This window comes from Bdellovibrio sp. HCB288, assembly GCF_047305935.1.
Taxonomy (GTDB): Bacteria; Bdellovibrionota; Bdellovibrionia; order Bdellovibrionales; family Bdellovibrionaceae; genus Bdellovibrio.
In genome coordinates, this window is the sequence record NZ_CP178619.1 from 1,804,536 (window position 1) to 1,825,975 (window position 21,440).

The 21,440-nt window shown below is 46.2% G+C and carries 21 protein-coding genes; 15 read left to right on the forward strand and 6 right to left on the reverse strand.

The window, feature by feature from the left end:
* Positions 1–12: 12 nt before the first annotated feature.
* Both ACLVWR_RS08820 and ACLVWR_RS08825 read left to right on the forward strand, forming a co-directional pair.
* Complete coding sequence (locus ACLVWR_RS08820; RefSeq protein WP_413583451.1) at positions 13–1,395, forward strand: aldehyde dehydrogenase family protein; 1,383 nt, start codon at positions 13–15, stop codon at positions 1,393–1,395.
* 427 nt (positions 1,396–1,822) lie between these two features.
* A complete protein-coding gene (locus ACLVWR_RS08825; protein ID WP_413583452.1) occupies positions 1,823–2,644 on the forward strand; it encodes a hypothetical protein in 822 nt (273 codons plus the stop codon).
* A 40-nt stretch (positions 2,645–2,684) separates the two neighbouring features.
* On the opposite strand, the gene ACLVWR_RS08830 is transcribed toward ACLVWR_RS08825, so the two are convergent.
* The 4 genes from ACLVWR_RS08830 to ACLVWR_RS08845 all read right to left on the reverse strand — a co-directional run bounded on the left by ACLVWR_RS08830 (position 2,685) and on the right by ACLVWR_RS08845 (position 6,516).
* Positions 2,685–3,773 (reverse strand): D-alanine--D-alanine ligase family protein, encoded by a 1,089-nt coding sequence (locus tag ACLVWR_RS08830; protein ID WP_413583453.1) that lies wholly within the window; start codon positions 3,771–3,773, stop codon positions 2,685–2,687.
* A 43-nt stretch (positions 3,774–3,816) separates the two neighbouring features.
* Positions 3,817–4,470, reverse strand: a complete 654-nt coding sequence (gene elbB / locus ACLVWR_RS08835; RefSeq protein ID WP_413583455.1) for an isoprenoid biosynthesis glyoxalase ElbB — start codon at positions 4,468–4,470, stop codon at positions 3,817–3,819.
* Between the two features lie 67 nt (positions 4,471–4,537).
* Positions 4,538–5,428 carry a hypothetical protein gene (locus ACLVWR_RS08840; RefSeq protein WP_413583456.1) on the reverse strand — a complete coding sequence of 297 codons (891 nt, stop codon included), beginning with the start codon at positions 5,426–5,428 and terminating at the stop codon, positions 4,538–4,540.
* Complete coding sequence (locus tag ACLVWR_RS08845) at positions 5,425–6,516, reverse strand: GNAT family N-acetyltransferase (RefSeq protein WP_413583457.1); 1,092 nt, start codon at positions 6,514–6,516, stop codon at positions 5,425–5,427. Before ACLVWR_RS08845 ends, ACLVWR_RS08840 begins: the two co-directional genes overlap by 4 nt.
* A gap of 160 nt (positions 6,517–6,676) precedes the next feature.
* Between ACLVWR_RS08845 and ACLVWR_RS08850 the strand changes: the two genes are divergently transcribed.
* The 6 genes from ACLVWR_RS08850 to ACLVWR_RS08875 all read left to right on the forward strand — a co-directional run bounded on the left by ACLVWR_RS08850 (position 6,677) and on the right by ACLVWR_RS08875 (position 11,152).
* Positions 6,677–6,913, forward strand: a complete 237-nt coding sequence (locus ACLVWR_RS08850; protein WP_340598670.1) for a ferredoxin — start codon at positions 6,677–6,679, stop codon at positions 6,911–6,913.
* Complete coding sequence (gene nth, locus ACLVWR_RS08855; protein ID WP_413583458.1) at positions 6,891–7,541, forward strand: endonuclease III; 651 nt, start codon at positions 6,891–6,893, stop codon at positions 7,539–7,541. The genes ACLVWR_RS08850 and nth overlap by 23 nt, the downstream gene beginning before the upstream one ends.
* Positions 7,542–7,641: 100 nt before the next feature.
* On the forward strand, positions 7,642–8,037 hold the full coding sequence (locus ACLVWR_RS08860) for a hypothetical protein (RefSeq protein WP_413583459.1): 396 nt from the start codon (positions 7,642–7,644) through the stop codon (positions 8,035–8,037).
* A 4-nt stretch (positions 8,038–8,041) separates the two neighbouring features.
* On the forward strand, positions 8,042–9,082 hold the full coding sequence (locus ACLVWR_RS08865) for a thiamine ABC transporter substrate-binding protein (RefSeq protein ID WP_413583460.1): 1,041 nt from the start codon (positions 8,042–8,044) through the stop codon (positions 9,080–9,082).
* On the forward strand, positions 9,079–10,539 hold the full coding sequence (locus tag ACLVWR_RS08870; RefSeq protein WP_413583461.1) for an ABC transporter permease subunit: 1,461 nt from the start codon (positions 9,079–9,081) through the stop codon (positions 10,537–10,539). The genes ACLVWR_RS08865 and ACLVWR_RS08870 overlap by 4 nt, the downstream gene beginning before the upstream one ends.
* Complete coding sequence (locus ACLVWR_RS08875) at positions 10,511–11,152, forward strand: ATP-binding cassette domain-containing protein (protein ID WP_413583463.1); 642 nt, start codon at positions 10,511–10,513, stop codon at positions 11,150–11,152. The genes ACLVWR_RS08870 and ACLVWR_RS08875 overlap by 29 nt, the downstream gene beginning before the upstream one ends.
* Before the next feature lie 2 nt (positions 11,153–11,154).
* Here ACLVWR_RS08875 and ACLVWR_RS08880 read toward each other — a convergent pair whose 3' ends face one another.
* On the reverse strand, positions 11,155–13,869 hold the full coding sequence (locus ACLVWR_RS08880) for an ATP-binding protein (RefSeq protein WP_413583464.1): 2,715 nt from the start codon (positions 13,867–13,869) through the stop codon (positions 11,155–11,157).
* A gap of 234 nt (positions 13,870–14,103) precedes the next feature.
* On the opposite strand from ACLVWR_RS08880, the gene ACLVWR_RS08885 reads away from it, so the two are divergent.
* Positions 14,104–14,877, forward strand: coding sequence for a 3D domain-containing protein (locus ACLVWR_RS08885; RefSeq protein WP_413583465.1), 774 nt, complete (start codon positions 14,104–14,106; stop codon positions 14,875–14,877).
* A gap of 476 nt (positions 14,878–15,353) precedes the next feature.
* Positions 15,354–16,181, forward strand: a complete 828-nt coding sequence (locus ACLVWR_RS08890; RefSeq protein WP_340598685.1) for a flagellin — start codon at positions 15,354–15,356, stop codon at positions 16,179–16,181.
* A gap of 194 nt (positions 16,182–16,375) precedes the next feature.
* Here ACLVWR_RS08890 and ACLVWR_RS08895 read toward each other — a convergent pair whose 3' ends face one another.
* A complete protein-coding gene (locus ACLVWR_RS08895) occupies positions 16,376–17,179 on the reverse strand; it encodes a transposase (protein ID WP_413583466.1) in 804 nt (267 codons plus the stop codon).
* Between the two features lie 336 nt (positions 17,180–17,515).
* Here ACLVWR_RS08895 and ACLVWR_RS08900 point away from each other — a divergent pair, with 336 nt between their 5' ends.
* The 5 genes from ACLVWR_RS08900 to ACLVWR_RS08920 all read left to right on the forward strand — a co-directional run bounded on the left by ACLVWR_RS08900 (position 17,516) and on the right by ACLVWR_RS08920 (position 21,349).
* Entirely contained in the window at positions 17,516–18,349 is an 834-nt protein-coding gene (locus tag ACLVWR_RS08900) for a flagellin (protein WP_413583467.1), read from the forward strand.
* Between the two features lie 164 nt (positions 18,350–18,513).
* Positions 18,514–18,885, forward strand: a complete 372-nt coding sequence (locus ACLVWR_RS08905; protein WP_413583468.1) for a hypothetical protein — start codon at positions 18,514–18,516, stop codon at positions 18,883–18,885.
* A gap of 193 nt (positions 18,886–19,078) precedes the next feature.
* A complete protein-coding gene (gene fliD / locus ACLVWR_RS08910; RefSeq protein ID WP_413580371.1) occupies positions 19,079–20,452 on the forward strand; it encodes a flagellar filament capping protein FliD in 1,374 nt (457 codons plus the stop codon).
* A 50-nt stretch (positions 20,453–20,502) separates the two neighbouring features.
* Positions 20,503–20,907 (forward strand): flagellar export chaperone FliS, encoded by a 405-nt coding sequence (gene fliS, locus ACLVWR_RS08915; RefSeq protein ID WP_340598692.1) that lies wholly within the window; start codon positions 20,503–20,505, stop codon positions 20,905–20,907.
* A 16-nt stretch (positions 20,908–20,923) separates the two neighbouring features.
* Entirely contained in the window at positions 20,924–21,349 is a 426-nt protein-coding gene (locus tag ACLVWR_RS08920) for a hypothetical protein (protein WP_413580372.1), read from the forward strand.
* Positions 21,350–21,440: the final 91 nt, after the last annotated feature.

Sequence of the window (21,440 nt, forward strand, 5' to 3'; positions counted from 1 at the left end):
TTGAGGTCCGTTTTGGAAATTCTAAATTTCGTTTCCGGAGAATTCAAATCCTCCGGAAATCAGAAGACATTCTTGAAGCTTTCACCATTTGATAATTCCGAATTGGCTCGGGTTGCAGAATCCGATGCGATGGATGTAATTCTGTGTTTGCAAAGTTCAAAAAAAGCGTTGGCCTCTTTCGAAACCTCGACGCGGGAACAACGCGCAGACTTATTAAATAAGTTAGCCGAGTATTTCGAGATTCATGCTCAGGATATTGCGCTTCGTGAAGCCCTTCATCAGGGTTTGCCTCAAAAGTTTGTTTTAAAGAACAGTGTTCATGTTGCGATTGCAACTCTGCGTTCCACGGCTGCAAATCTATTGAAACCATTGCCATCAGATATCGGTGTGAAAGCAACGGGATTGGTGGGAATCGTCACTCCCTGGTCGCTGTCTTTAAGAATGGTGACGGAAAGACTGGCTCCTGCATTGGCAGCGGGCAATGCCGTGATCGTAAAAGTATCTGAACATTCTCCGATCACTTCTTCCATTCTGGGTGAAGCATTTAAATCCATCGAGTTACCGGCCGGACTGGTGCAGGTATTAAACGGCGGCGCAGAAGTGGCGCAAGTGATTGCAGGGCATCCTGCAATTCGCGCTGTTTCAGCAGCGGGTAAATCCCAAACCATGGAAGCCATTGCGAAAGCGGCCCTGCCACAAATGAAGAAGCTTCAACTGAGTGGTGGAGCAAAAAATGCCGCTATCATACTAAGTGATTTTGATTTTAAAAATCGCATGGCAGAAATAGTGGAACCATTTTTATTGGGACAAGGACAGATGTGCTGGAACTCAACTCGCCTGTTTGTACTTGAAGCCTTTGCCAAAGAGTTCAACGAGGAGTTGAAATCGTTCATGTCGTCCTTAAAACCACTCACTTCTCCTCAAGGTGATTCTGTGTGGACTCCCTTAATCTCCAAAGATCGTGTGGAGATTTTGCAGCAAAAAACGCAATTTGGAATCTCCGAGCATGGAAAAGTTCTGGCGCAACCAGAGCCCGAGTCATCCGGAAATTTTGTGAAACCAACTTTTATGTTGGATCTGCCAAATTGCTCGGTGATGCAACAAGATGAATTGTCAGCACCTTTGTTCCTGGTGACAGCGGTGAAGTACCAGCATGAAGCCGTGAAATGGACTAATACATCTTATCTCGCGCACTCTGCAATTATTTGGTCCAGCGAAGAAAAGTTCCAAAAGGTTGCGGAGAAGTTGGAGGTTGGACATGTATCTATGAATACCTGGATGAGTCAGATGAACTATCCTGTGGTGGGCATCAAACAATCCAGCTTTGGCGTGATGGATATGTTGTGGAGTGGCCCGTTCTATTCGGATGTGAAAAAGTTGACGATGGTGCCATAACGTCAAATTTGTGACGAAATGGCCTGTCGGATTCTTGGCGCGATTTAGTTCAAAATGTGCGTTCTAGCACGAGTTTTGACATCACAGTGAGAGCAGAATGCCTCTTCGGTAATCTCAGAAATATTTGGATCAGACACGTGTCGTAGTTCAAGTACAGTGCCGCAAAGTATGCAATTGTTTTGAGAAATTATAAACTCGCGGTGCTTGGGGCTGTCTGTTTTCTCGAAATAGTTTACTTTTGTATCTTCCATGTTGCCTCATCCTTGAGCTGATCACCTGCATCCATGCAGGGAAGCATCATGGTGCCAGTGCAAGATCCGTTCACAGGCCAAAGTCCGGACTCCGGACAACATATTCGATATAAACCACTCTGACTTGGTGTCTTTATTGGAGGTCGCAATCCCTGAAACATTAACGGGAGTGGGTTATGAAGTCTGCAATGAATCTATTCGTATCTTTGTGTCTTTTAAATTTGGTCGCTTGTGTTGAGGTCGTGGACAAGGATGATCTTAAGGGCGAGGTTGTGGTGAAGGAAATTCGTAACTTGGTGATTGATGAGCCTTATTTTTTGGCGGATGGGGATTTTGTTCCCGCCCGTCGACTTATGAGCAAACCTAAATCAGAAAAGTCCTTGCTGGGTGATCGCAAATCCTTTGAATTGGCAGTCGATGTACTGACATTTACCGATAAAGGTGTCCTCTATACAATGGGGCACGATGTTCGAATCTCCGCGCGTATCCTTGAATCACAAAATGGCTGGATCACCACTTTTCCTTCAGATCATGAAGCAGGATTGGTGGCTGAGGGAGTGTCTGGTGGGAATATCGTACTTTACGTTGAGAGAGCTTCTGGTTCTTTGAACTTGGTGATGCAAGGTGAACGCGGTGGAGTGGGCTTGACCGGTGGTGATCCACACCCTTCGATGGATGGAAAGTCATTTCCATTGCCAAGGCCATTGAGTGGATTTGGGTGTACACCACCCAAGGCAGGTGCGCCGGGAGGGCCGGGAGCTCGCGGTGGCATCTCTGGGACGGCACATGTCGAAATTTTGGATGGAGAAGGATTCTTATTAAATGCGAAAGCATCGCCAGGCTTGGGTGGAAGAGGAGGACCTGGAGGGCCGGGGGGGCGTTATTGTATGGGCAGTCCAAAGCGTGGTGATTCCGGAGCGACAGGATCCGTGGGCGCTGAAGGATCCATTCAGACGATTTGCATCAAGAGAGGCAGCCGAGATCTACAGTGTATGTAGAAAGAAAAAAGGCACGATGTGTATCGTGCCTTTTTTTTGCCTAGAGATAACTTGTTCTAAGTTTCGCTTCTGATTCGTATCTTTCAAAAGCGAATCCGATCAGTTTCGTGATCAGGTCTTTGTAGCCCACTCCTGTGGCTTCCCACATTTTGGGATACATGGAAATCTTCGTAAAGCCCGGGATGGTGTTGATTTCATTGATATACAACTCACCATTCGGTCTTAGGAAGAAATCCACACGGGTCAAGCCGTCGCAGCCCATGGCTTGGTATGTTTTCTTGGCCATATCCTGCAAGCGCTGCAAGGTCTCGCCATGAATTTCCGCTGGAATTTTCAGCAAAGCACCATTGTCGTCAATGTACTTCGCCTCGTAAGAGTAAAATTCATGCTGTGGAATGACTTCGCCAGGAAGGGAAGCTTGCGGTGCGTGGTTGTGACCCATGACTGAGCACTCAACTTCGCGACCTTGAATAAACTCCTCTGCCAAAACTTTATAGTCAAACTGGAAAGCATCTTGAAGCTTCAATTTGAAATCATCAGCGGATTTGATTTTGTGAACACCGACAGAAGAACCTGCATTAGCAGGTTTGATAAAGAATGGAGTGCCAAGATTTTTTACGATTTCATCGTAAGAGTTATCTTTGTGCGGAGTCAGCAGCATGTAACGTGCATTTGGAATCTTTGCATCCGCCAGAATGTGCTTCATTACGGCTTTATCCATGCCGGCAGCTGATGACCAAACACCGCAGCCCACGAATGGAATATTCACCATTTTGAAAATACCCTGGATTGTACCGTCTTCGCCCATTGTTCCGTGCATGATAGGGAAGGCGCAATCAACAGAAGTTTTAGTGCTGTTTTGTAAGGAATAAAGAACTGGTTTTCCCAGATCACAAATCAAAGCAACAGGTTCAGCATTTGGCGGCAGAGCTTTGTCGTCAATTTTTGTGACTTGAGTGAAAACACTCATGTCGGGAAAGCGATACCAAGTTCCATCAGAACTGATGCCAATCAAAATAGGAGTGAACTTTTCTTTGTCCAAAGCATCCGCGATGTTTTTTGCCGAGCGCAGGGAAACTTCGTGTTCTGCTGATTTGCCACCGAAAATAAGTGCCAGTGTCTTTTTCATTTTAATTCCGTCCGTGAGTTAAAACATTCTAAATCTATTTAAATTAAGCCCATTCAACGATTTCGTGAGCCAGGCCGAAAATTCCCGCGAAGACTTCGTTAGGTCTTGCATCGCCATACATATATGCGGGAGTTGTCACAACTTTTGTTTCACGATCTGTGATGTAATCATCCACAGGGCATTCTTCGTGTTGGGCACCCGTTTTCTGAATTTCCGCAGCAGTTGCCGGATCATTTCCGATAGTAACTGTGACTTTCTTTTTACCCAGAACTTTTGCAACAATCACTGGAGCGATACAACAAGCACCAATAGGTTTGCTGGCTTCATAAAATTCCAGAATCACACGCTTAACTTCTGCGTTCACATCGCAAGCCGCACCTTTTTCAGCCCAGTTGCAAAGATTTTTCGCAGCCCCGAAGCCACCCGGGAAAACCACAGCATCAAAATCCTTGGCGTGAAGATGTGCCAGGGATTCAACATGACTGCGCGCAATGCGTGCGGATTCTTTCAAAACATTTCTTGTTGTGCCTGTTGGAGATTTTGCGACGTGATCGACTTCGTGCAATTCCATATCAGGGGCAAAACAACTAACATTTGCTCCTGCTTGGTTAAGTGCAATCAACAAACTGACTGACTCAGTGATTTCAGCGCCATCAAGATAACCGCAACCAGAAAGAACTACTGCGATTTTTTTCATAAAAAAACCTCCGGGAGAGATTTCACTCTACAGGAGGTCCTTGTGTCTGGCAATCAAGTGCTGGCTATTACTGGCTGCCAGTGCGTTGAAAGTTTGTAAGACGGTTGCACACCGTGACTAAAACTTTTGATGAATCGGGGATCTGAACAAGGCCACGATTGCAGTAGTCCAAGACGCGCCCAAAAAAAGGCAGATCTTGCGTGACCGAAATGCTGTAGGTGACCTTCTGCTTTTCCGTGGCCGTTCCGGTTTTCATCAAAATCGACCAATCAAATGTCACTTTTTTAACATTGAGCTCACAGTTTGGAATTCCGCCGCAGTTCGGTTGCTTTTTAATAAGGTCAGGGGCGGGACGTACTTCTGTGACAGATGTCAAATTGCCACATTTGATTTCGCAGGAATCGAGCTTCAACTCTTCTTTGCAGTATTTTTGAAGGTCGTCGGTCATAACACAGGCATTTGCCAGCATCACAACGCGCTCGAAACCCAGGGTCAATTCATAGTCGTCAGCTTTGGTAGTAACATCACTTTTTTTAGCTAAAACTGATTTTAAGGTTTTCAATCCTGCTGACTGGGCGGTCAGATCGTTGCCTTTACTGACGGTGCGGTATTGTTTGCGTGTCGACTGCGAGGAATTGTCTCCTGTGATGACTGCAGTTTGATATAGGAATGTATACTCGTACTTCTCAGCAGTCTCGGCGATTTCTGAAATCGTGGTTCCTTCCTGGAGGACCAGTCGGGGATTCATTGTGTCGATTTGTTGATCTGTCTCCTGAAGAAGGAAATCACCTTTAAGCATTGTCAGAGGGCTGACTGAGCCCCAGGAATCAACCAAAGAAGTGGTTACTTGCTCCGCTGTTGCCGGAGTGAACTCGTCTTCTAAATCCGGTGTTTTCATACAGGACAGAGTGGATGCGATGACCGTCGCAAGGGCCACTCTTTGAAGATATTTATTCATATGGAATCCCAACCCCAAATCCACAGCTGCAGGGGCATGATTTTATCGAATTTTTGAACGGTCTCTTCTTTAAAAATGCCAATCGCGCGATAGTCGATCGGGCCGAACAACAAACGAACCATATCTGTTTCATTGTTGATCGTATAAAGATCCTGACCGATACCAAAAACGAAGTTATCCGGGTGTTTTTCCAGAACAAAATCCGCAACACCTTCCGCGCGGAACGCACGTTTAATTTTTGCAGACAATTGATCGAAGTTCACAATTTTGATCATGCCCAGGAAGCCGCTGTTTTTGGTCACGGAGCGAGTTTCCAATTCACGGATCAAGTTTTGCGAGTGTTTTGGGCAAATAATTGTAAACGGAGTGCCTTTTTTAGCTCTGATAAAGCTTAACAAGGACAGCAAAGCCGGCGTTGAGCCACCCCATTCGTGGATATAGCCGCCCAAATCGATACCTTTGCCTTCAATGGCATATGCCGCCAGTTGGCCGTTTGGTTCCCAAGCGGTGTAGATTTGCGTTTGTGGAATGCTCAGGAACTTACGAGTTTCCTCAATCGAGCGCACCGAGTTCACGGAATGTTTGGAATAAAGACGGTAAATGGCATCCGGTGCAACTCGGTTGTCAGTGGAGTAGCTGAGGTTGCTGATAGGCATATCGAAGTTATCTTCGATAACGAAGCTGATTTCACTGCCGGCAAGTTCAAAGCCCATACGGCGGTAGAAATCGAACAAATCCGTCCATAAAATAGCGATATCACAGGATTGTTCCTGGGCTGAGCGAAGGCAGTCTTTGATTACTGTCGTGCTCAAACCCTGTCCACGATGGTTGTCATCGGTAACCACAGAACCAATGGCCGCCACCTTATAGATGACGTGGGGAGACTTAATAATAAGAGGTTTCAATACCGCATGAGAAAGAACGCGTTCTTCATCCGCGATAATACGCATATTGTGCAAGTTGTTAGAGGTAAACGCCGTTGGGTACTCGGCAGCAATGGACCAAGGGGCTTCTGAACGTAGTTTTTTATTCAAAAAATCCAAAACTTGGGGAAGCTCAGTTTCCCTAGGCGAACGTGGTCCTTCCATGAACCCTCCTTTTGACAGTCTCCTTTAGAATAGCGGGATTTGGGGCTGGACCCCAGTGATTCGACAAAAAAGGCCCTGAAAATGCGACACAAGTCCGGAAGGCCAGTTTGACAGGAGGGGGGAAAGCCTTATAAATAAGGGGCGTATTTAGGAGAAATTCATGGCCGATAAGAGTCAAAAGTGGAACGAAAATAAACCAGGTAAAGTGTTCGTCGATCAATCTTGTATTGCCTGCGACGCCTGCGTTCTTACGGCTCCAAAGAACTTCTCCATGCATGAAGAAGACGGCCACGCTTTCGTTTCCAAACAACCTGAATCTCCGGAAGAGCAAGAGTTGGTAAAAGAGGCAATTGAAGGATGTCCAGTCGAAGCAATTGGCAACGACGGTGACAACTAAGAAAAAAGCTCCCTTAGAGCAAACGATAGCCCTTTTAAAGCGTTATTATCCTGACGCTCACTGCGCTCTAGATCACAAAAATCCATTTGAACTATTAGTGGCAACTGTTCTATCCGCTCAATGTACTGATGAGCGGGTGAACATGGTGACGCCAGCCTTATTCGCAAAATATCCCACTCCTGAAGCCATGTCGAAAGCTCCCTTGAGTTCGTTGGAGACATTGGTTCGTTCCACAGGTTTTTTTAAAAACAAAGCCAAGAATTTAAAGTCTGCGGCGACGGATCTGGTGAAAAAACACGCCGGAAAAATCCCACAGGATCTTGAGGCTTTGGTCGAGTTGGCAGGGGTCGGTCGCAAAACCGCAAACGTTGTTTTGGGCAATGCCTTTGATATTCCCAGCGGCATCGTTGTGGACACGCATGTGACACGTCTATCGAATCGCCTGGGTTGGGTTAAGACGGAAAATGCGGTGATTATCGAGAAGCAGCTTTGCAAAGTTGTACCTCAGGATGATTGGATTTTATTGTCACACCTGTTGATTTCTCATGGTCGAGCTGTCTGTAAGGCGAGAAAACCGGATTGCGATCATTGCTTCCTTGAGACGACTTGCCCGAAGCGCGGAGTCTAGGCACAATGGTTTCATGTTTGTTTCATTCTTTGAGAGCGTTAAATACGTAGGTCATCTTCTTCCCATTTCATTTCTCAGAATTTTTCTGGGTTATTACTATTTGGAACAAGCTCTTCAGAACTATCGTGGCGACTTTCTAACCCGCCCTCGCATCGCAGATCAAATTGCTGAGTGGTTGCCATCAAGTCACGCGCCAAACTGGTTCAAGATATTTGCAAGTGCACAGATGATTCCAAACTGGCAGACAGTGGCCTTTATTATTGTCGGCTTGGAGTTCGCAATCGCCATTTCATACATCATCGGATACGTGGTAAGACCCATGGCTCTGTTAGGTGTGCTTTTGTGTGTCACTATGTTGTTCCTTTCGGGACCGGGACAGGAGGATTTCTTTAAGACCTTCCTGGCAATTCATCTGATTCTGGCTTGGGTTGGTGCGGGCCGCTGTCTGGGCCTTGATTACTACTTCTTCAAACGCCGACGTGGTATCTGGTGGTAATTGTATGAAAAATTTTATCGTTTTTATTGCGGTTGTATTCCTGGGTCTTTTTTTGGCGATGTTAAATCGTACAGATTCCACATCCGCAACCGGAAGTGTTCCGACGCTACGGGTGTTTGGATACTCGTCTTTCACAGGAAAATTTGGACCGGGTCCTTTGCTGAAGGCTGAGTTTGAAAAGAACTGCCAGTGCAAGGTTGAATTTATCGAGGGAAGTGATTCCGGCATCCTGTTGCAGCGTCTGAAGATTGAAGGCGAGAGTCTTGGTGCGGATCTTGTGGTGGGTTTGGATCAGTTTGACCTGTCGAAAGCCATGAACGAACAAAAATGGCGTAAGATGAGTCTGGGCAACTTAAATGTTTACGATGCAGTCAAACCAGCTTTGGGAAATAACTTTTTCGTTCCTTATGACTGGGGCGCATTGACCTTTGTGATGAGAGCAGGCGAGCTGAAGAACGTACCGGTTAAAATCGATGATCTTTTGGATTCAGAACTGACCAGAAAAATTTCCTTGCAGGATCCTCGCACAAGTTCCCCTGGTATGCAGTTTTTGTATTGGTTGGTTCGAACCAAGGGGGAGGATGAGGCCTTCAAGTTCCTTGAACAGTTGATGCCTCAAGTTCACAGTTTTTCCCCGACGTGGTCGGCGGCCTACGGCATGTTCACGAACAAACAGACCAAGATGGTTTACTCTTATGTGACTTCTCCTCTGTACCACGAGATCGAAGAAGGAAAGAAAGACTTCCAGGCCATCGCTTTTGAAGAGCCTCTTCCATTGCAATTCGAGTTCATGGGTATTCCGGAGTTCTGCAGACATTGTGAGCTCGCGGAGAAGTTTGTAAATCTGATGCTGTCCAACGATGGACAGAAAATCATTATGGAAAAGAACTATATGATGCCGGTGATGAAAGGTGTGCGTGACGGCACTCCGTTTGCGTCAGTTCCGGAGTATAGAACTTTAAACGAGTTTGAGATCCTGTCCACGTCTGAAGTTGATCGCTTGTTGAAGCGTTGGTCAGAAGTTCGCAGAGGCGCGCTCAATTGAGCTTACGAAATCTCCTTCGCATCTCTTTGCTTCTGTTTCTGGTTTTCCCATTCCTGTTTCTTGTCGCGCAATTCAGACCTCATGAATTGCCGGATATGGCTGAAGTTTTCTGGGCATTCAAAAACACTTTATTTCAGGCGGTTTTGTCTGCTCTAGGATCAGTTTTCCTAGGGGTATGGGCATCATTTGGAATATTGAACTTTGCCGGAGGCAAGCATCGTCTTCGTTTGGTATTGGAAGTCCTGTGCCTGATTCCAAGCTTCCTTCCTCCGTTATTTATTATTCTTTCAGTTCTTAATATTGTGGACCCGTTTCCAGTGGGCACGATTGGGATCGCACTGATTCATACCGTTATGAACTTTGGATTGGTTGCGGTGTTGTTCACCGGGATTATTGAAAACAAGATTGGCGGAGTAGCGGAGCTTTCCTGGATCGAAGGTTCCAGCCGCTGGCAGTTTATTCGCCAAGGCCTTATGCCGATGCTGAAAAAGGATCTGTGGCTGCTGGGATTGTTTGTTTTCGTGGTTTGCTTTGGCAGTTTCTCCGTTCCTTTGATTGTTGGGGGCGGTAAAGGCACGACGATCGAGGTTTTAATTTACGAAAAAATCAGATTGTCCAGTGACTGGAGTGGCGCTGTGTTTCTGGCAGCGATGCAGTCTCTATTTATCTTTGCGCTGTCGATGATCGTGGGACGGGGTAAAGGCAGCACAGGGAAACGAATCGCAAATTTAAGCATTTTGCGAATGCGCTCGGGTATCGCAATTATTGTCGCGGTGTCGTTAATGTACATCACGGGATACTTCCAGGGCCTGATTGCGGGTTTCGGCATGATGTCGACATTGTATGAATATCAATCATCCTTGGCCTGGAGCTTTCTGGGCAGTATCTTCATCGGCGTTTCAACCGGTCTGTTGTGCTATGGCGGCTTGATGCTGATTGCATATTGCTGGCCAAAATCCTGGTTTGAAAAGTTTCTGAATGGCTACGTGGCTCCCAGCACCTCATTGGCGTGTTTTGCTTTGCTGATTCTAAGTCCCAATGAAGGAATCTTTCCGTTCTTAAAGATCCCGGTGGCCATGTTGCTATTAAGTTTGAATGGTCTGTTTAGAATGGGTTGGGATAGTGAACTTCGCTCTTTGGAATCTCAGTTGAGCGTTGCGTATGCAATGGGTGCGTCTCCTTCTCAGATCTTTTCAGAAATCATGTTCCCGCAGATTTCCGGTAAGGCCGGTGTTCTTGCCGGGATCGGGGCGGTGTGGGCGTGTGGTGACTTTGCTGTTTCCCGTATTCTGGCTCATCGTGATCTTAGTATAGCGATGATGACTGAAACACTGATGTCCAGCTACCGCTTGAATCAGGCAACAGTTCTAAGCCTGCTGATCGTGCTTGCTGGATTAATCAGTTTCTTTATTTGTATAGGGGGGAGTCGTGTCCTTCGTAGAAAATTTACGCCGTGATTTCGGCGACTTTAAATTGGATATCCCACGTTGGGAAATTCTGGATCAGGGAGTTACTGTATTGTCAGGACCTTCCGGCTCAGGAAAAACCACTGTATTCAGAATGCTGTTGGGTTTGGATGAATGCCCGGGAATGAAGTGGACCTTTGAAAATCTGGATCTGGCCAAGCTGCGCACACCGGAGCGACGTTTGGGTGTCGTATTTCAAACTCTGGATTTATTCCCGCACATGACAGCCAGGGAGAATATTCTGTTCGCGGCACGTGCTAGAAAAATTTCTGAAGAGAAAGTTCGTTCCCGTCTGAAAGAGCTTACGCAGAATTTAAAAATGGAATCCTTTTTGGATAGACCAGCGGCGGTGATTTCCGGTGGCGAAAAACAACGTGTTGCTATTGCGCGTGCCTTGATGGGCGAGCCAAGGCTGTTGCTTTTGGATGAACCGTTTTCATCGTTGGATCAGGAACTTCGCGAGGACAGCCGACGCCTGATTAAGGCGGTGATTGAAAATGAAAAGATACCGACCTTATTGGTCACTCATGATCCGAAAGACATCGAAGTGCTGGCTAATAAAGTTTACTATATCCGCAACGGTTCAATAATTTCTGAAAGCTGAATCTAAATAGTGTATCGCTGAACCATCTCAAGCAGGGCCGTCTTCTTGACGGGTTTCGTCAGATGCTCCGTGCAGCCGGCATCCAGTGATTTCTGAATGTCTTCGGCCATGGCATTGGCGCTCACTGCGATAATCGGTGTTGGTTTTAGTTTGTTGACCTGCTCCCATTCGCGAATTTTGCGAGTGGCCACATATCCATCCATCACCGGCATTTGAATGTCCATCAGGATCAAGTCAAAATCCCCACGTGTTGCTTTTTCCACGGCAATTAAACCATTTTCAGCCTGGACAATGTCGAACGGATACTTCTTAAGGTAAGTCAGCAGCAGGAAGCGGTTGTCTTCGGTGTCGTCGACGACAAGAATTCTCCCATTGCGGGAAATATTGGTGGAGATTTTTGAAATCTCCTTGGAATCCGGAGCTACTGGCGGTGCTTCAATAGCGGCTTCAGTTGGAACGAACGGAATAGTGAAGCCAAAGGTACTGCCTTTGCCCTCCTGGCTCTCAAACCAGATTCGTCCACCCATAAGTTCAACCAGATTTTTTGAAATAGTCAGTCCCAGTCCACTGCCACCAAACTTACGCGTGATGGAGCTGTCTGCCTGTACAAAGTTTTGGAAGAGCAAATGTTGCTTGTCTGTCGGAATCCCAGTGCCGGTGTCACGAATACGGAAGCGCAAGCAGTGCTTTGATTCGTCTTCAAAATCCACGGTCACAGCGATTTCACCGGATTGGGTAAATTTGATCGCATTCCCAATCAGATTAAACAGAATTTGCCGTAATCGGGTCGGATCACCAATCATATGGGGGCGTTCGCCCTCCAGATTCACGGTCAGATTGAAATCCAGATTTTTTTCAGAAGCTTTTTGTTTCAAAATGTCGCAGATATTTTTTGTCGTCGAAACCAAATCGAAAGCGATCTTTTCAATGCGCACTTCCCGGGCTTCGATTTTGGAAATATCCAGAATGTCATTGATTAGGGAAAGCAGGTTCTCGCCGGCATTTGCACAAACCTGAACAAGTTGAGCTTGCTCCGGTTTCAAATCAGATTCGGAAAGGATATCTGTTATACCAATGATCGCATTCAATGGCGTACGGATTTCATGTGACATTCTGGCCAGGAACTCGGATTTTGCCTGAGAGGCCTTGACGGCTTGCTCACGGGCCTGGATCAAGGCGTGCTCACTTTGGATTCGGTCTGTAATATCAGTTCCAACGAATACGAATGTCAGATCTTTTGAAGTCCGGTTTGGCAATGCCGCCCAGTTCATCAAAATCGGAATTCTGTGGCCATCAACGTTTGTGATCTCCGCCTGAATACTGTGGCGGGTTTGCAATAGCCAAGTGTAGTTTTTAAAATCGGGTTGAGCATGGATCAGGCTTTTTAGATCGACCTGTGAAACCTGGTTGGGCGAAAGGCCCAAAAGTTTCAAGGCGTATTCGTTGGCCTGGGAAATCATGTATGAAGACTGGCGCCAGTCATCGTGATGCACGACCTTAACGATGAACAGGAAGGCTTTGATGGATTGAATAACGCTATCCAGGAATTCCTTGGATACGGTGGTGGTTTCCAAACGGTCGGCAAGCTGATTGTACTTTGTTACCAGCATCCCGATCTCGTCGCGGGATTGATAGTTGATCTTTTGAGTCAGATTGCTGGTTCCCAGTTTCTCCAGGCGATCCGTCAGAAGCTGGATAGGTTCAACGACTTTACCCGTTGCTGCAAAGGTCGCAAAGAAGAACAGAATGAAAATTAAAACCGCAGCGGCACTGGATGCGATAGCGATACGATCCAAAACGGCAAAAGCTTCGCTCTCATCGATTTTGGTTTGGATATACCAAAGCTCACCATTCGGCAGATAGATTTTACCGATGGAGCGAATCACTTTATGGCCGCGATAGTCAGTACCCAGCTCCCGAACCTCACTGAGGTTCTCGATTTTCTTGATATCTTCATTTCCACGGTTACTTAGGGTCGGAATACTTCCTTCCTGACCAATCTCACTCTCTACCGTTTCGTCCGTACGAAAGCGGCCCGTGTTGCGCAGACTCCAGTCTTCTCCGTAAATCAAAGTTTCGCCCGTTTGGCCCATACCGTGAGTGGCCCAGGCAAAATTGTCACTGGTGATGCGGTCAATTTCAGAGATGGAAATTTTTAGAATGACAGCCCCGAGGAATTTGCCATTGCGGATGATCGGGGAGGCAACGTAACCAGTGGTAAATTTGACATTCACTGGATCCTTTTCAAAATCCAGAAACAGAGTGGATCCCTCTTGCGCTTTCAGTGCCCAGATAAAGAGATCTTTCAGTTTTTGATTGCCGGTCGTTTCGTCGTATACGGAAGCGCCATCGTCAAAGTCTTTACGGGTTGTATACAGCACTCGTCCGTCAGGATTGATCAGGGCCAGGTCGTAAATATTAAAATCTAGGACATAGTTGTCCAGGAGACGACGAAACTCTGGAAATGAATCCGACTGCTTGTCCATCAGAAGGTTGTCTGTCATCTCGTGGGATGAAATCAGATTTACTGCCATTTGCAGATCGCGGAAGTAGTTCTCAATTGAAGTGGTTTTGGCAATACGGATTTGTGTCAAACGTTCATATGTGCTGTCAACGATTGTCGATTCGACAATTTTAAGACCGATCAAAGCAACAACGAAGGTAGCTAAGAATACCGAGACTAAATTGAATAGAAAAATTCTTAAACGTAAAGTCATTTTATTGCCTTATATCTAGTAGTACCGAGTGAATCTGATTCACGCAACGAGTAGTTCCTTTTCTCTCTGAAAACAGGTCGTTTTTGGTGTTCATGTTAGGTTTTTGTAACTATGGGAGCAGACAGATTCTTGAGCGGTCATATCGTGTGCGCCTTGTAATTTGTCTTTTGTCTGCGGGGGTGAAATTTTCCCCAAGTATGGTTATTAATAGGAACCACATCATGGGAGGCAACATTGAAGAAAAACTTTCTGGCGCAAACGCTTTTTACGACGACGTTTATGCTTCACTTGATCTCATGTGCCCAAACGAAGGTCATGGAAGGGGATGCGGCTTTGTTGTCTCCTACAATCTATTACAAACCCACAGTCCATTTTGATGCTGCAAAATGTACCCAAGAAGATCTTCGCGATATGGTCTCTCCAACAGACAAAATTCTTACCACCATTTGTGTAAAGGACTTCGATCGATGTCTGATCGAAGGTGCCTGCTTTGTGGATAAAGGCGGGAGTGTTCGTTCATTCAACTATCATTCCAGGATTAAAAATATTCCGCGCTTTGTGGAGGTGGATTTGCGCCGATGTCCTTTTGGATATGGCGTGAACAATTCCTGTCTGGATCCATATTACACAATTGCCGCAGATCTTTCGATCTACAAAGTAGGTGACGTGGTATTCGTTCCTCGACTGGTAAACGCACCAATGCCTGATGGCAGTATTCATGACGGATTCGTGGTGATTCGTGATCGCGGCGCCAGAATATTGGGGCAGGGGCGTTTTGATTTCTTCACGGGTTTCTACAATCATGCAGATAAAGACAACATCATAGCCCGTCTGGGATTCGGTGATCCTTATGCACGCTTTGACTATCGGATGGCGACGGAAGAAGAGGCTGCCGCCGCCCGTGACCGTCGAGGATATCCTGGATTAAAGAACACGATTGTTGTCAGAGCTCTGGAGGATATATCCAAGTTAACTCGCACTAAGCCGGAAGAGGCTGTACGCGAGTAGATAAACGCATGTCTATTTTGTGTAACATAACCATTGAATATCTATCGTCTTTTTACCCACCTTGGTCCAGTGATCCCTGGACCTTTGTCTAAAAAAATCCAAACTCAAAGTTTAATAAAATCAGGTAGTAAGCGTGGTCCCCGAAAAAAAACTGGACCTAGGTCTAAAGTTTTCTAGACCTTCGTCGATAAGTTATTCGTAACACGTTGGGCTTCCGCGGACCTCTCCTCAAAAAAGATTCCTCGGACAAAGTCTCCTGCAAACATGGTCAGTCACCCATGCTGCGGGGGACCTGCTCCAACCAAAAAAATTTGTATTTAAAAATTTAAGAGTTTTTTGAACGAAACAATTATTCGATCATAGTACGTTGTCGGGTTCAAAGGTGTTCTGCAGGTAAGTGGTGCGACCACAGTGCAATCTTTAATCCTCAAAAAAACAGCGTCTTATGGTCATAACATATCCCGAGGAGGATCGTAATGGGCTTAAGAATTGCAACGAATACAGCGTCTATCGCTGCTCAGCGTGTATTGTCCACGCAACAAAAAAGAACTGAGCACTCTGCTCAGGCTCTGGCTTCAGGTTCCCGTATCGTAAATGCTGCTGACGACGCCGCAGGTTTGGCGATCTCAGAAAACTTCAAAGGACAATTAAAAGGTATTTCAGCTGCGCGAAACAATGCGAATAACGCGATTTCGTTTGCGCAAGTAGGTGAGGGTGGTCTGAATGAGATCTCCAATATCCTGATTCGTCTGCGTGAGTTGGGTGTACAAGCTGCATCTGACACTATCGGTGAAACAGAGCGCGGATTCCTAAATAAAGAGACCCAACAACTTCTCCAAGAGGCTGACCGTATTGCCAAAACGACAACGTTTGGTAATCGAAAACTTCTCGATGGATCCGGTGGTGAACTGGAATTCCAGGTCGGTGCCAATGCCGGGGAAGACAATATGATTAAAGTAACCTTCGATGCCGATGCTTCCGCAAGTAATTTGGGAATTGACGGTATTGATATGGAAGACAAGGGCGGAGCGAGATCTTCACTTGAAGATATCGATAAAGCACTCGTCAAAGTCAGTGAAATGCGTGCAGGATTCGGTGCGACCCAATCCCGATTGCAATCCACTGTAAGTAACTTGGATATTTCTTATGAAAATCTTTCTGCAGCGAACTCGCGTATCCGTGATACCGATATCGCCAAAGAAACGGCCGAAATGGCGTCTGCTAATATCCTGCAAAACACTGCAGTGTCAGTATTAGCGCAAGCCAACCAATTGCCTAACGTTGCTATGAAACTCGTAGGCTAAGGTATAAAATTAGAACTTAGTTTTTAATTAGTTCCTTCAATTTGCGAGGGGGACTCCGGGATAAATCTCCCTCTGGAGTAGTCGCCCACAAAAAACTACTCTAATTCAGCCCACCCACAGGGGCCCTCGACGGGGTCCTTGTGGGTTTTTTGCGTTTGTACCCATCCCGCTCTCCGCCACCCGGGGGGTATCGGTCATGTGCGCCGCCGGGGACGACTGTACTCTCCCGTCCACAACTCCTGGATCTGCTCCTCACTCATTCCACGCAACCTGGTTTTCGAATACGGACGCCCGTTCGCTTCACACTCATTTAACTGTATATAGTTCCGCACAGTCCGATACGCCCGAAACCCTTTCACCACTCTGGTAAATGGCCGGTGCTTCCAAATCCTAACACTCTCCCGCCCCCGCAGGGGGGTATCGGTCAATCTTTGCGCAAACTGCCCAGGAACCACACGAAAGAAACTCTGCAGTCTTGATCTGCGACTTGCACGGATTAACAAGTGCACGTGATCGTTCTGTATGGAAACCTGCTCGATCTTTACAAAAAATTTCAAAGAGTAACGTTTCAACAGAATGTTCATCAGTCGAAACACGTGGGGATTGCGAAGGCCTCCACGCACCGTGAATTTATTTATCTTCAACACCAAGTGAATCGGTCTTTTATTTGATAGCGGTCGAGTGCCGCGTCCGAAGGAGGATTTTCTTAGCGCTCCTCCATAAGAGAGCTTGTGATTTTGAGGTAAATCAAAAGGTTTGAATACGTTCTTCATGGAATCTCCTTGAGAGGATGACCGGTACCCCCGGGGTGTGGAGAGAGTGATGCAAGCTTGTGGGTGGTGAGGGGAGTGATTGTGTTGTGAGAGGAGAGGAAGGTGTCCGTGTAGCGGAAAGACAGAGAGTAGGATCATGACCGATACCCCCGGGGAGTGGCGGGGGTGGTGTTCTGGTTGGGATCCTGGAGTGCTTCTTTTAGTGGTGTTGGGATCGTTATCCATTGCTTAGGTCTGATGGACCTTTGTGGGATCTGGGAAATCACTGGACCTTGGTATTGAAAAATCCCCGTTTAAGGCCCAGTTTTCGGGACTATGGTCTAGGTTTGGCTGGATCATGGTCTAGTTTTGCAGGACGCGACTAAAGGCTTCACAGACCTCGCCGAAAGGTATGTCAGAAGCAACGACGAAATCTAAGTCGAAAGAACTCGAGAGCTTCGAAGGGTGTGACTGCCTGACGAAAGTTCGCTTGCAGAGTGATTAGACAAAGGTTGAGTCCCAACGTGTTAAACAGGTCAGCCTAAGTAGGTATAGGGCGGCCAAAATTTATGGGGGTCCCAAATGGGAATGAGAATTTCTACTAATATCGCAGCGGTTAATGCACAAAGAACTCTTCAGGGTTCACAACGTGTGATTAGCAAATCCATGGAGCAATTGTCTTCTGGATCACGCATCAATAAAGCGGCGGATGATGCAGCCGGCTTGGCAATCTCTGAAGGTATGAAATCGCAAATCAGATCTTACAGCCAAGCACAACGAAATGCGAATGATGGTATCTCAATGGTGCAAACTGCTGAGGGTGGCTTGTCTGAAGTTTCCAATATCTTGACTCGTATGCGTGAGTTGGGTGTACAAGCTTCTTCTGATACTATCGGTGATACTGAGCGTGGCTTCTTGAATAAAGAGGTTCAACAACTAAAAGATGAGTCTCAACGTATCACTCAATCTACAAAATTTGGTACAACAAAACTACTTGATGGTTCTGGCGACAAGTTTGACTTCCAAGTAGGTATCGGTAATGACGATTTTGCGGACCGTATCTCCTTCAACGCAGGTGAAACAGACGCAACGACTTCTTCTTTGGGTATTGATGGTTTCGATTTCAGCTCTAAATCCGGTGCTCAAGAAGCATTGGCGCAAATCGACGCTGCGCAAACTCAAGTGAATGGTTTCCGCGCTAATCTGGGTGCCCTTCAAAATCGTCTGACTTCAACAGTGGACAACTTGGGTGTTCAGCACGAAAATATCTCTGCAGCGAACTCTCGTATCCGTGATACAGACATCGCTTCAGCTTCTGCTGACCAAGCTCGTAACCAAGTATTGTTGCAAGCGAATACAAGTGTCCTGGCTCAAGCGAACTCGCTTCCAGGCGCAGCAATGAAATTGATCGGTTAATTATAAAATGTTTGATCTGGGAGAGCGCCTCCGTGCTCTCCCTGTACCAACCTACCCAGGGAAAATCATAATGGGTTTCCCTGGGGTACTTAGAGGGAAGGACTTGGGGAATGGCCCAAAGTCCAGCTGTTTAAGTATGAGGCAGAAATGCCGATAAGTTCCTCATGAATATCAAAGGATTGATTCCCAACATACAGCCCTCCGACGTCAAGTCGGTAGACCGCACAGGGCGGGCGATTCAATCTGATATGGCCCATGACCGAGATGCAAACGGTCAGGAATCTTACCAACAACAACAAAATCAAAGACCGCCGATGTCCGAAGAGCAGCTTGAAGCCTCGATGGAACATCTTCGTAATCTTTCCGCATTCAAGGAACATCGATGGACCGTGGAGTTGGAAGATAGCGAAGGTGAAAAGTTTGTTCTTGTTAAGGATAATCTTGGAACCTTGATTCGCAGAATTCCCGAAGCTGAGTTGTGGACTTTGCCTTCTGATGATTCTCCTCGAGGGCAGCTTTTAAAGCGATCTGCCTAGCCTCTTTGGAAAGATCCAAATTATTTTAAGTGATAATAGCATTTGATTCCCAGCTTCTGGTCCAGCTATCAGGGGGGATGTCAAAATTTATCAGCCTTATATTTCAATACAGCCTCAAAACCCGCATCCCTAGGCCTTTCGACGGACATTTAATTGACTCACGTTCACCGTATGAATTTGAGACGATTGTTTCATGGCAGGAATACGAATTACAGGCATGGCCTCTGGGCTACCACCAAATATCGTCGAGCAGCTGATGGATGCTGAGCGTATTCCTGTGAAGCAAATGGAAGGAAAGAAGTCCGAGAAGGATGACAGGTTGAAGCTTGTCAAAGAACTCGAAACTAAGGTGATGGAAATCACCAAGAATCTTTCAGAGCTGACCAACGTTCGCGGATTTGCGGATAAGAAGTTTACCACAAGCGATAACACGGTCGTTGACGGTCAGCTTGATCCGAATACAGCAATGCCGGGTGAGTATAACTTGGAAGTGGTTGAGCTGGCAGAAAAGCCCGCGGCCATTTCGAATGGTTTCCCCGATAAGAATGAAACGCAAATTGGTACGGGATATATAAAATTTGAAACACACGAGGGGACTAAAGAAGTCTATATCACGGGCAAGAATTCCACATTGGAAGGTGTGGCAAATCAGATCAACAATGCCGACGTCGGTTTGAAGGCGCAGGTATTGGAGGATCGCAAGGATAAGGAAAATCCTTTCAAGCTTTTGGTTTCCGGTATGGCGACGGGCGATGACAACCAGGTTGCATTTCCAAAGATTTATCTTTTGGACGGTGATCAGGATATGTACTTCGATCAGTCCCGCGCTTCCAAGAATGCGAAAGTGAAGATCGACGGTTTTGAAATTGAGCTTCCTGATAACAAGGCAAAAGATTTGATTCCAGGCGTGGTGCTGGATCTGAAATCCGCAGCCCCAGGCAAGAAGATCAGTATGTCGGTGAAAGAGAATCTGGAAGCCATCAGCGGTAAAGTTAAGAACTTCGTTGATGCTTACAATGCGGCTTTGGGGTTTATCCAAAAGCAGAATCAGATTCAGGGCGGAGATAAAAGCGGAAATCCAAAGCTGGGCCCATTGGGCGGTGACGGACTGTTGCGCACGATCGAGAGCTCTTTGCGCTCGGCCATTTTGAATCCAGTTTTGGGGGTAGAGTCTCCTATTCACCGGATTAATGAGCTGGGAATTACGTTTAATAGAAACGGTACACTGGAGTTGAACCAGGATAAGTTCAACAAAGTATTGAATGAGAACCCGGTGGGCGTTGGCGCGTTCTTCCGTGGCGACAGTTTTAAAACTGGTTTTGTTCAGGTTATCAAGCAGACGGTTACTAATTTGACCAACGGACAATATGGCGGCATCGCCAACCGTAAAAGAGGTTTGGAATCGCAGATCAAACAGATTGATCAGCGAATCGATACCAAAGAAAGACAGCTTCAAAGAAAGGAAGAGGGACTTCGTATGAAGTTTGCCAACCTGGAAACGAAGATGTCAGAGATGCAGGCCCAGCAAGCCAAGTTCGCAGCTATGGCTCAGCAGGGTGGCGGATAGAATTGGAAGTTAAACAGGACGTTTACTGTTAGTTAGAGGAAGAGGAAACGATGAATAAGAACGCGTATCAAAAATATAAAAACACCTCGGTTCAAAGCGCCAGCAAGGAAAAAATCCTTTTGATGCTGTATGAAGGTGCCATCAAGTTTACCAAACTTGCGGTTAAGGCCATTGAGGAAAAGAAAATCGCTGATCGCGGTCAAAACATCGGCAGAGCATTCGATATCATCATGGAACTTAATAATACTCTTGATCATAAAGTTGGCGGGGAAATCGCTTCCCAGTTGGAACAACTTTATATGTTCATGATGGAACAATACACGAAAGCCAACATCAGTGGAGATGCGGCACCACTTCATGCGAACTTGAAGTTGCTGAATACTTTGTATGATGGCTGGGTTCAAGCAGTGGAAAAAATTAAAAGAGAAACAGACGACGGAAAGAAAGCGGGTTAATACCATGGAGGGTAACGTGACCAGAATCATCAGCCTGTTGAACGAAAAGAATCATTACCTTGAAAAGTTTTATGCTTTGAATGAGGTAGAGCTTGTAAACTTTGCGCAAGGATTGTTCGACAATGTGGAGCACTTTTATCAAACGCGTGAGAAAATTCTGGATGTTCTAAAGTATGTTGATTCACAAATCGACAAAGCTCATAACGAAATCAATCAAGACGCTGTAATGGCTCAAGAAGATCGTAAGCAGATCAAAGAAGCTCTGATGATTAAAGATGAGTATGTTAGCCGTATTATTGAGCAGGATATTCAAGTCTTGGCGTGCATCGAGATGGCAAAAAATTCCATCATTCGTGAGCTTCAGGATGTTCGTCGCAATCGTAAGGCAATCGGCGGTTATAAATCCAAGTCGTTTGATCAGCAATTGGATGAAGAAGCCTAGACCCGGCAATTTTTTCCCGACAAAAAGCTGACGGCAAGGACGGTCTGGGAGTCAAACTCCTGAGCTGAACTTGCCTCAACTTAAATTAAAC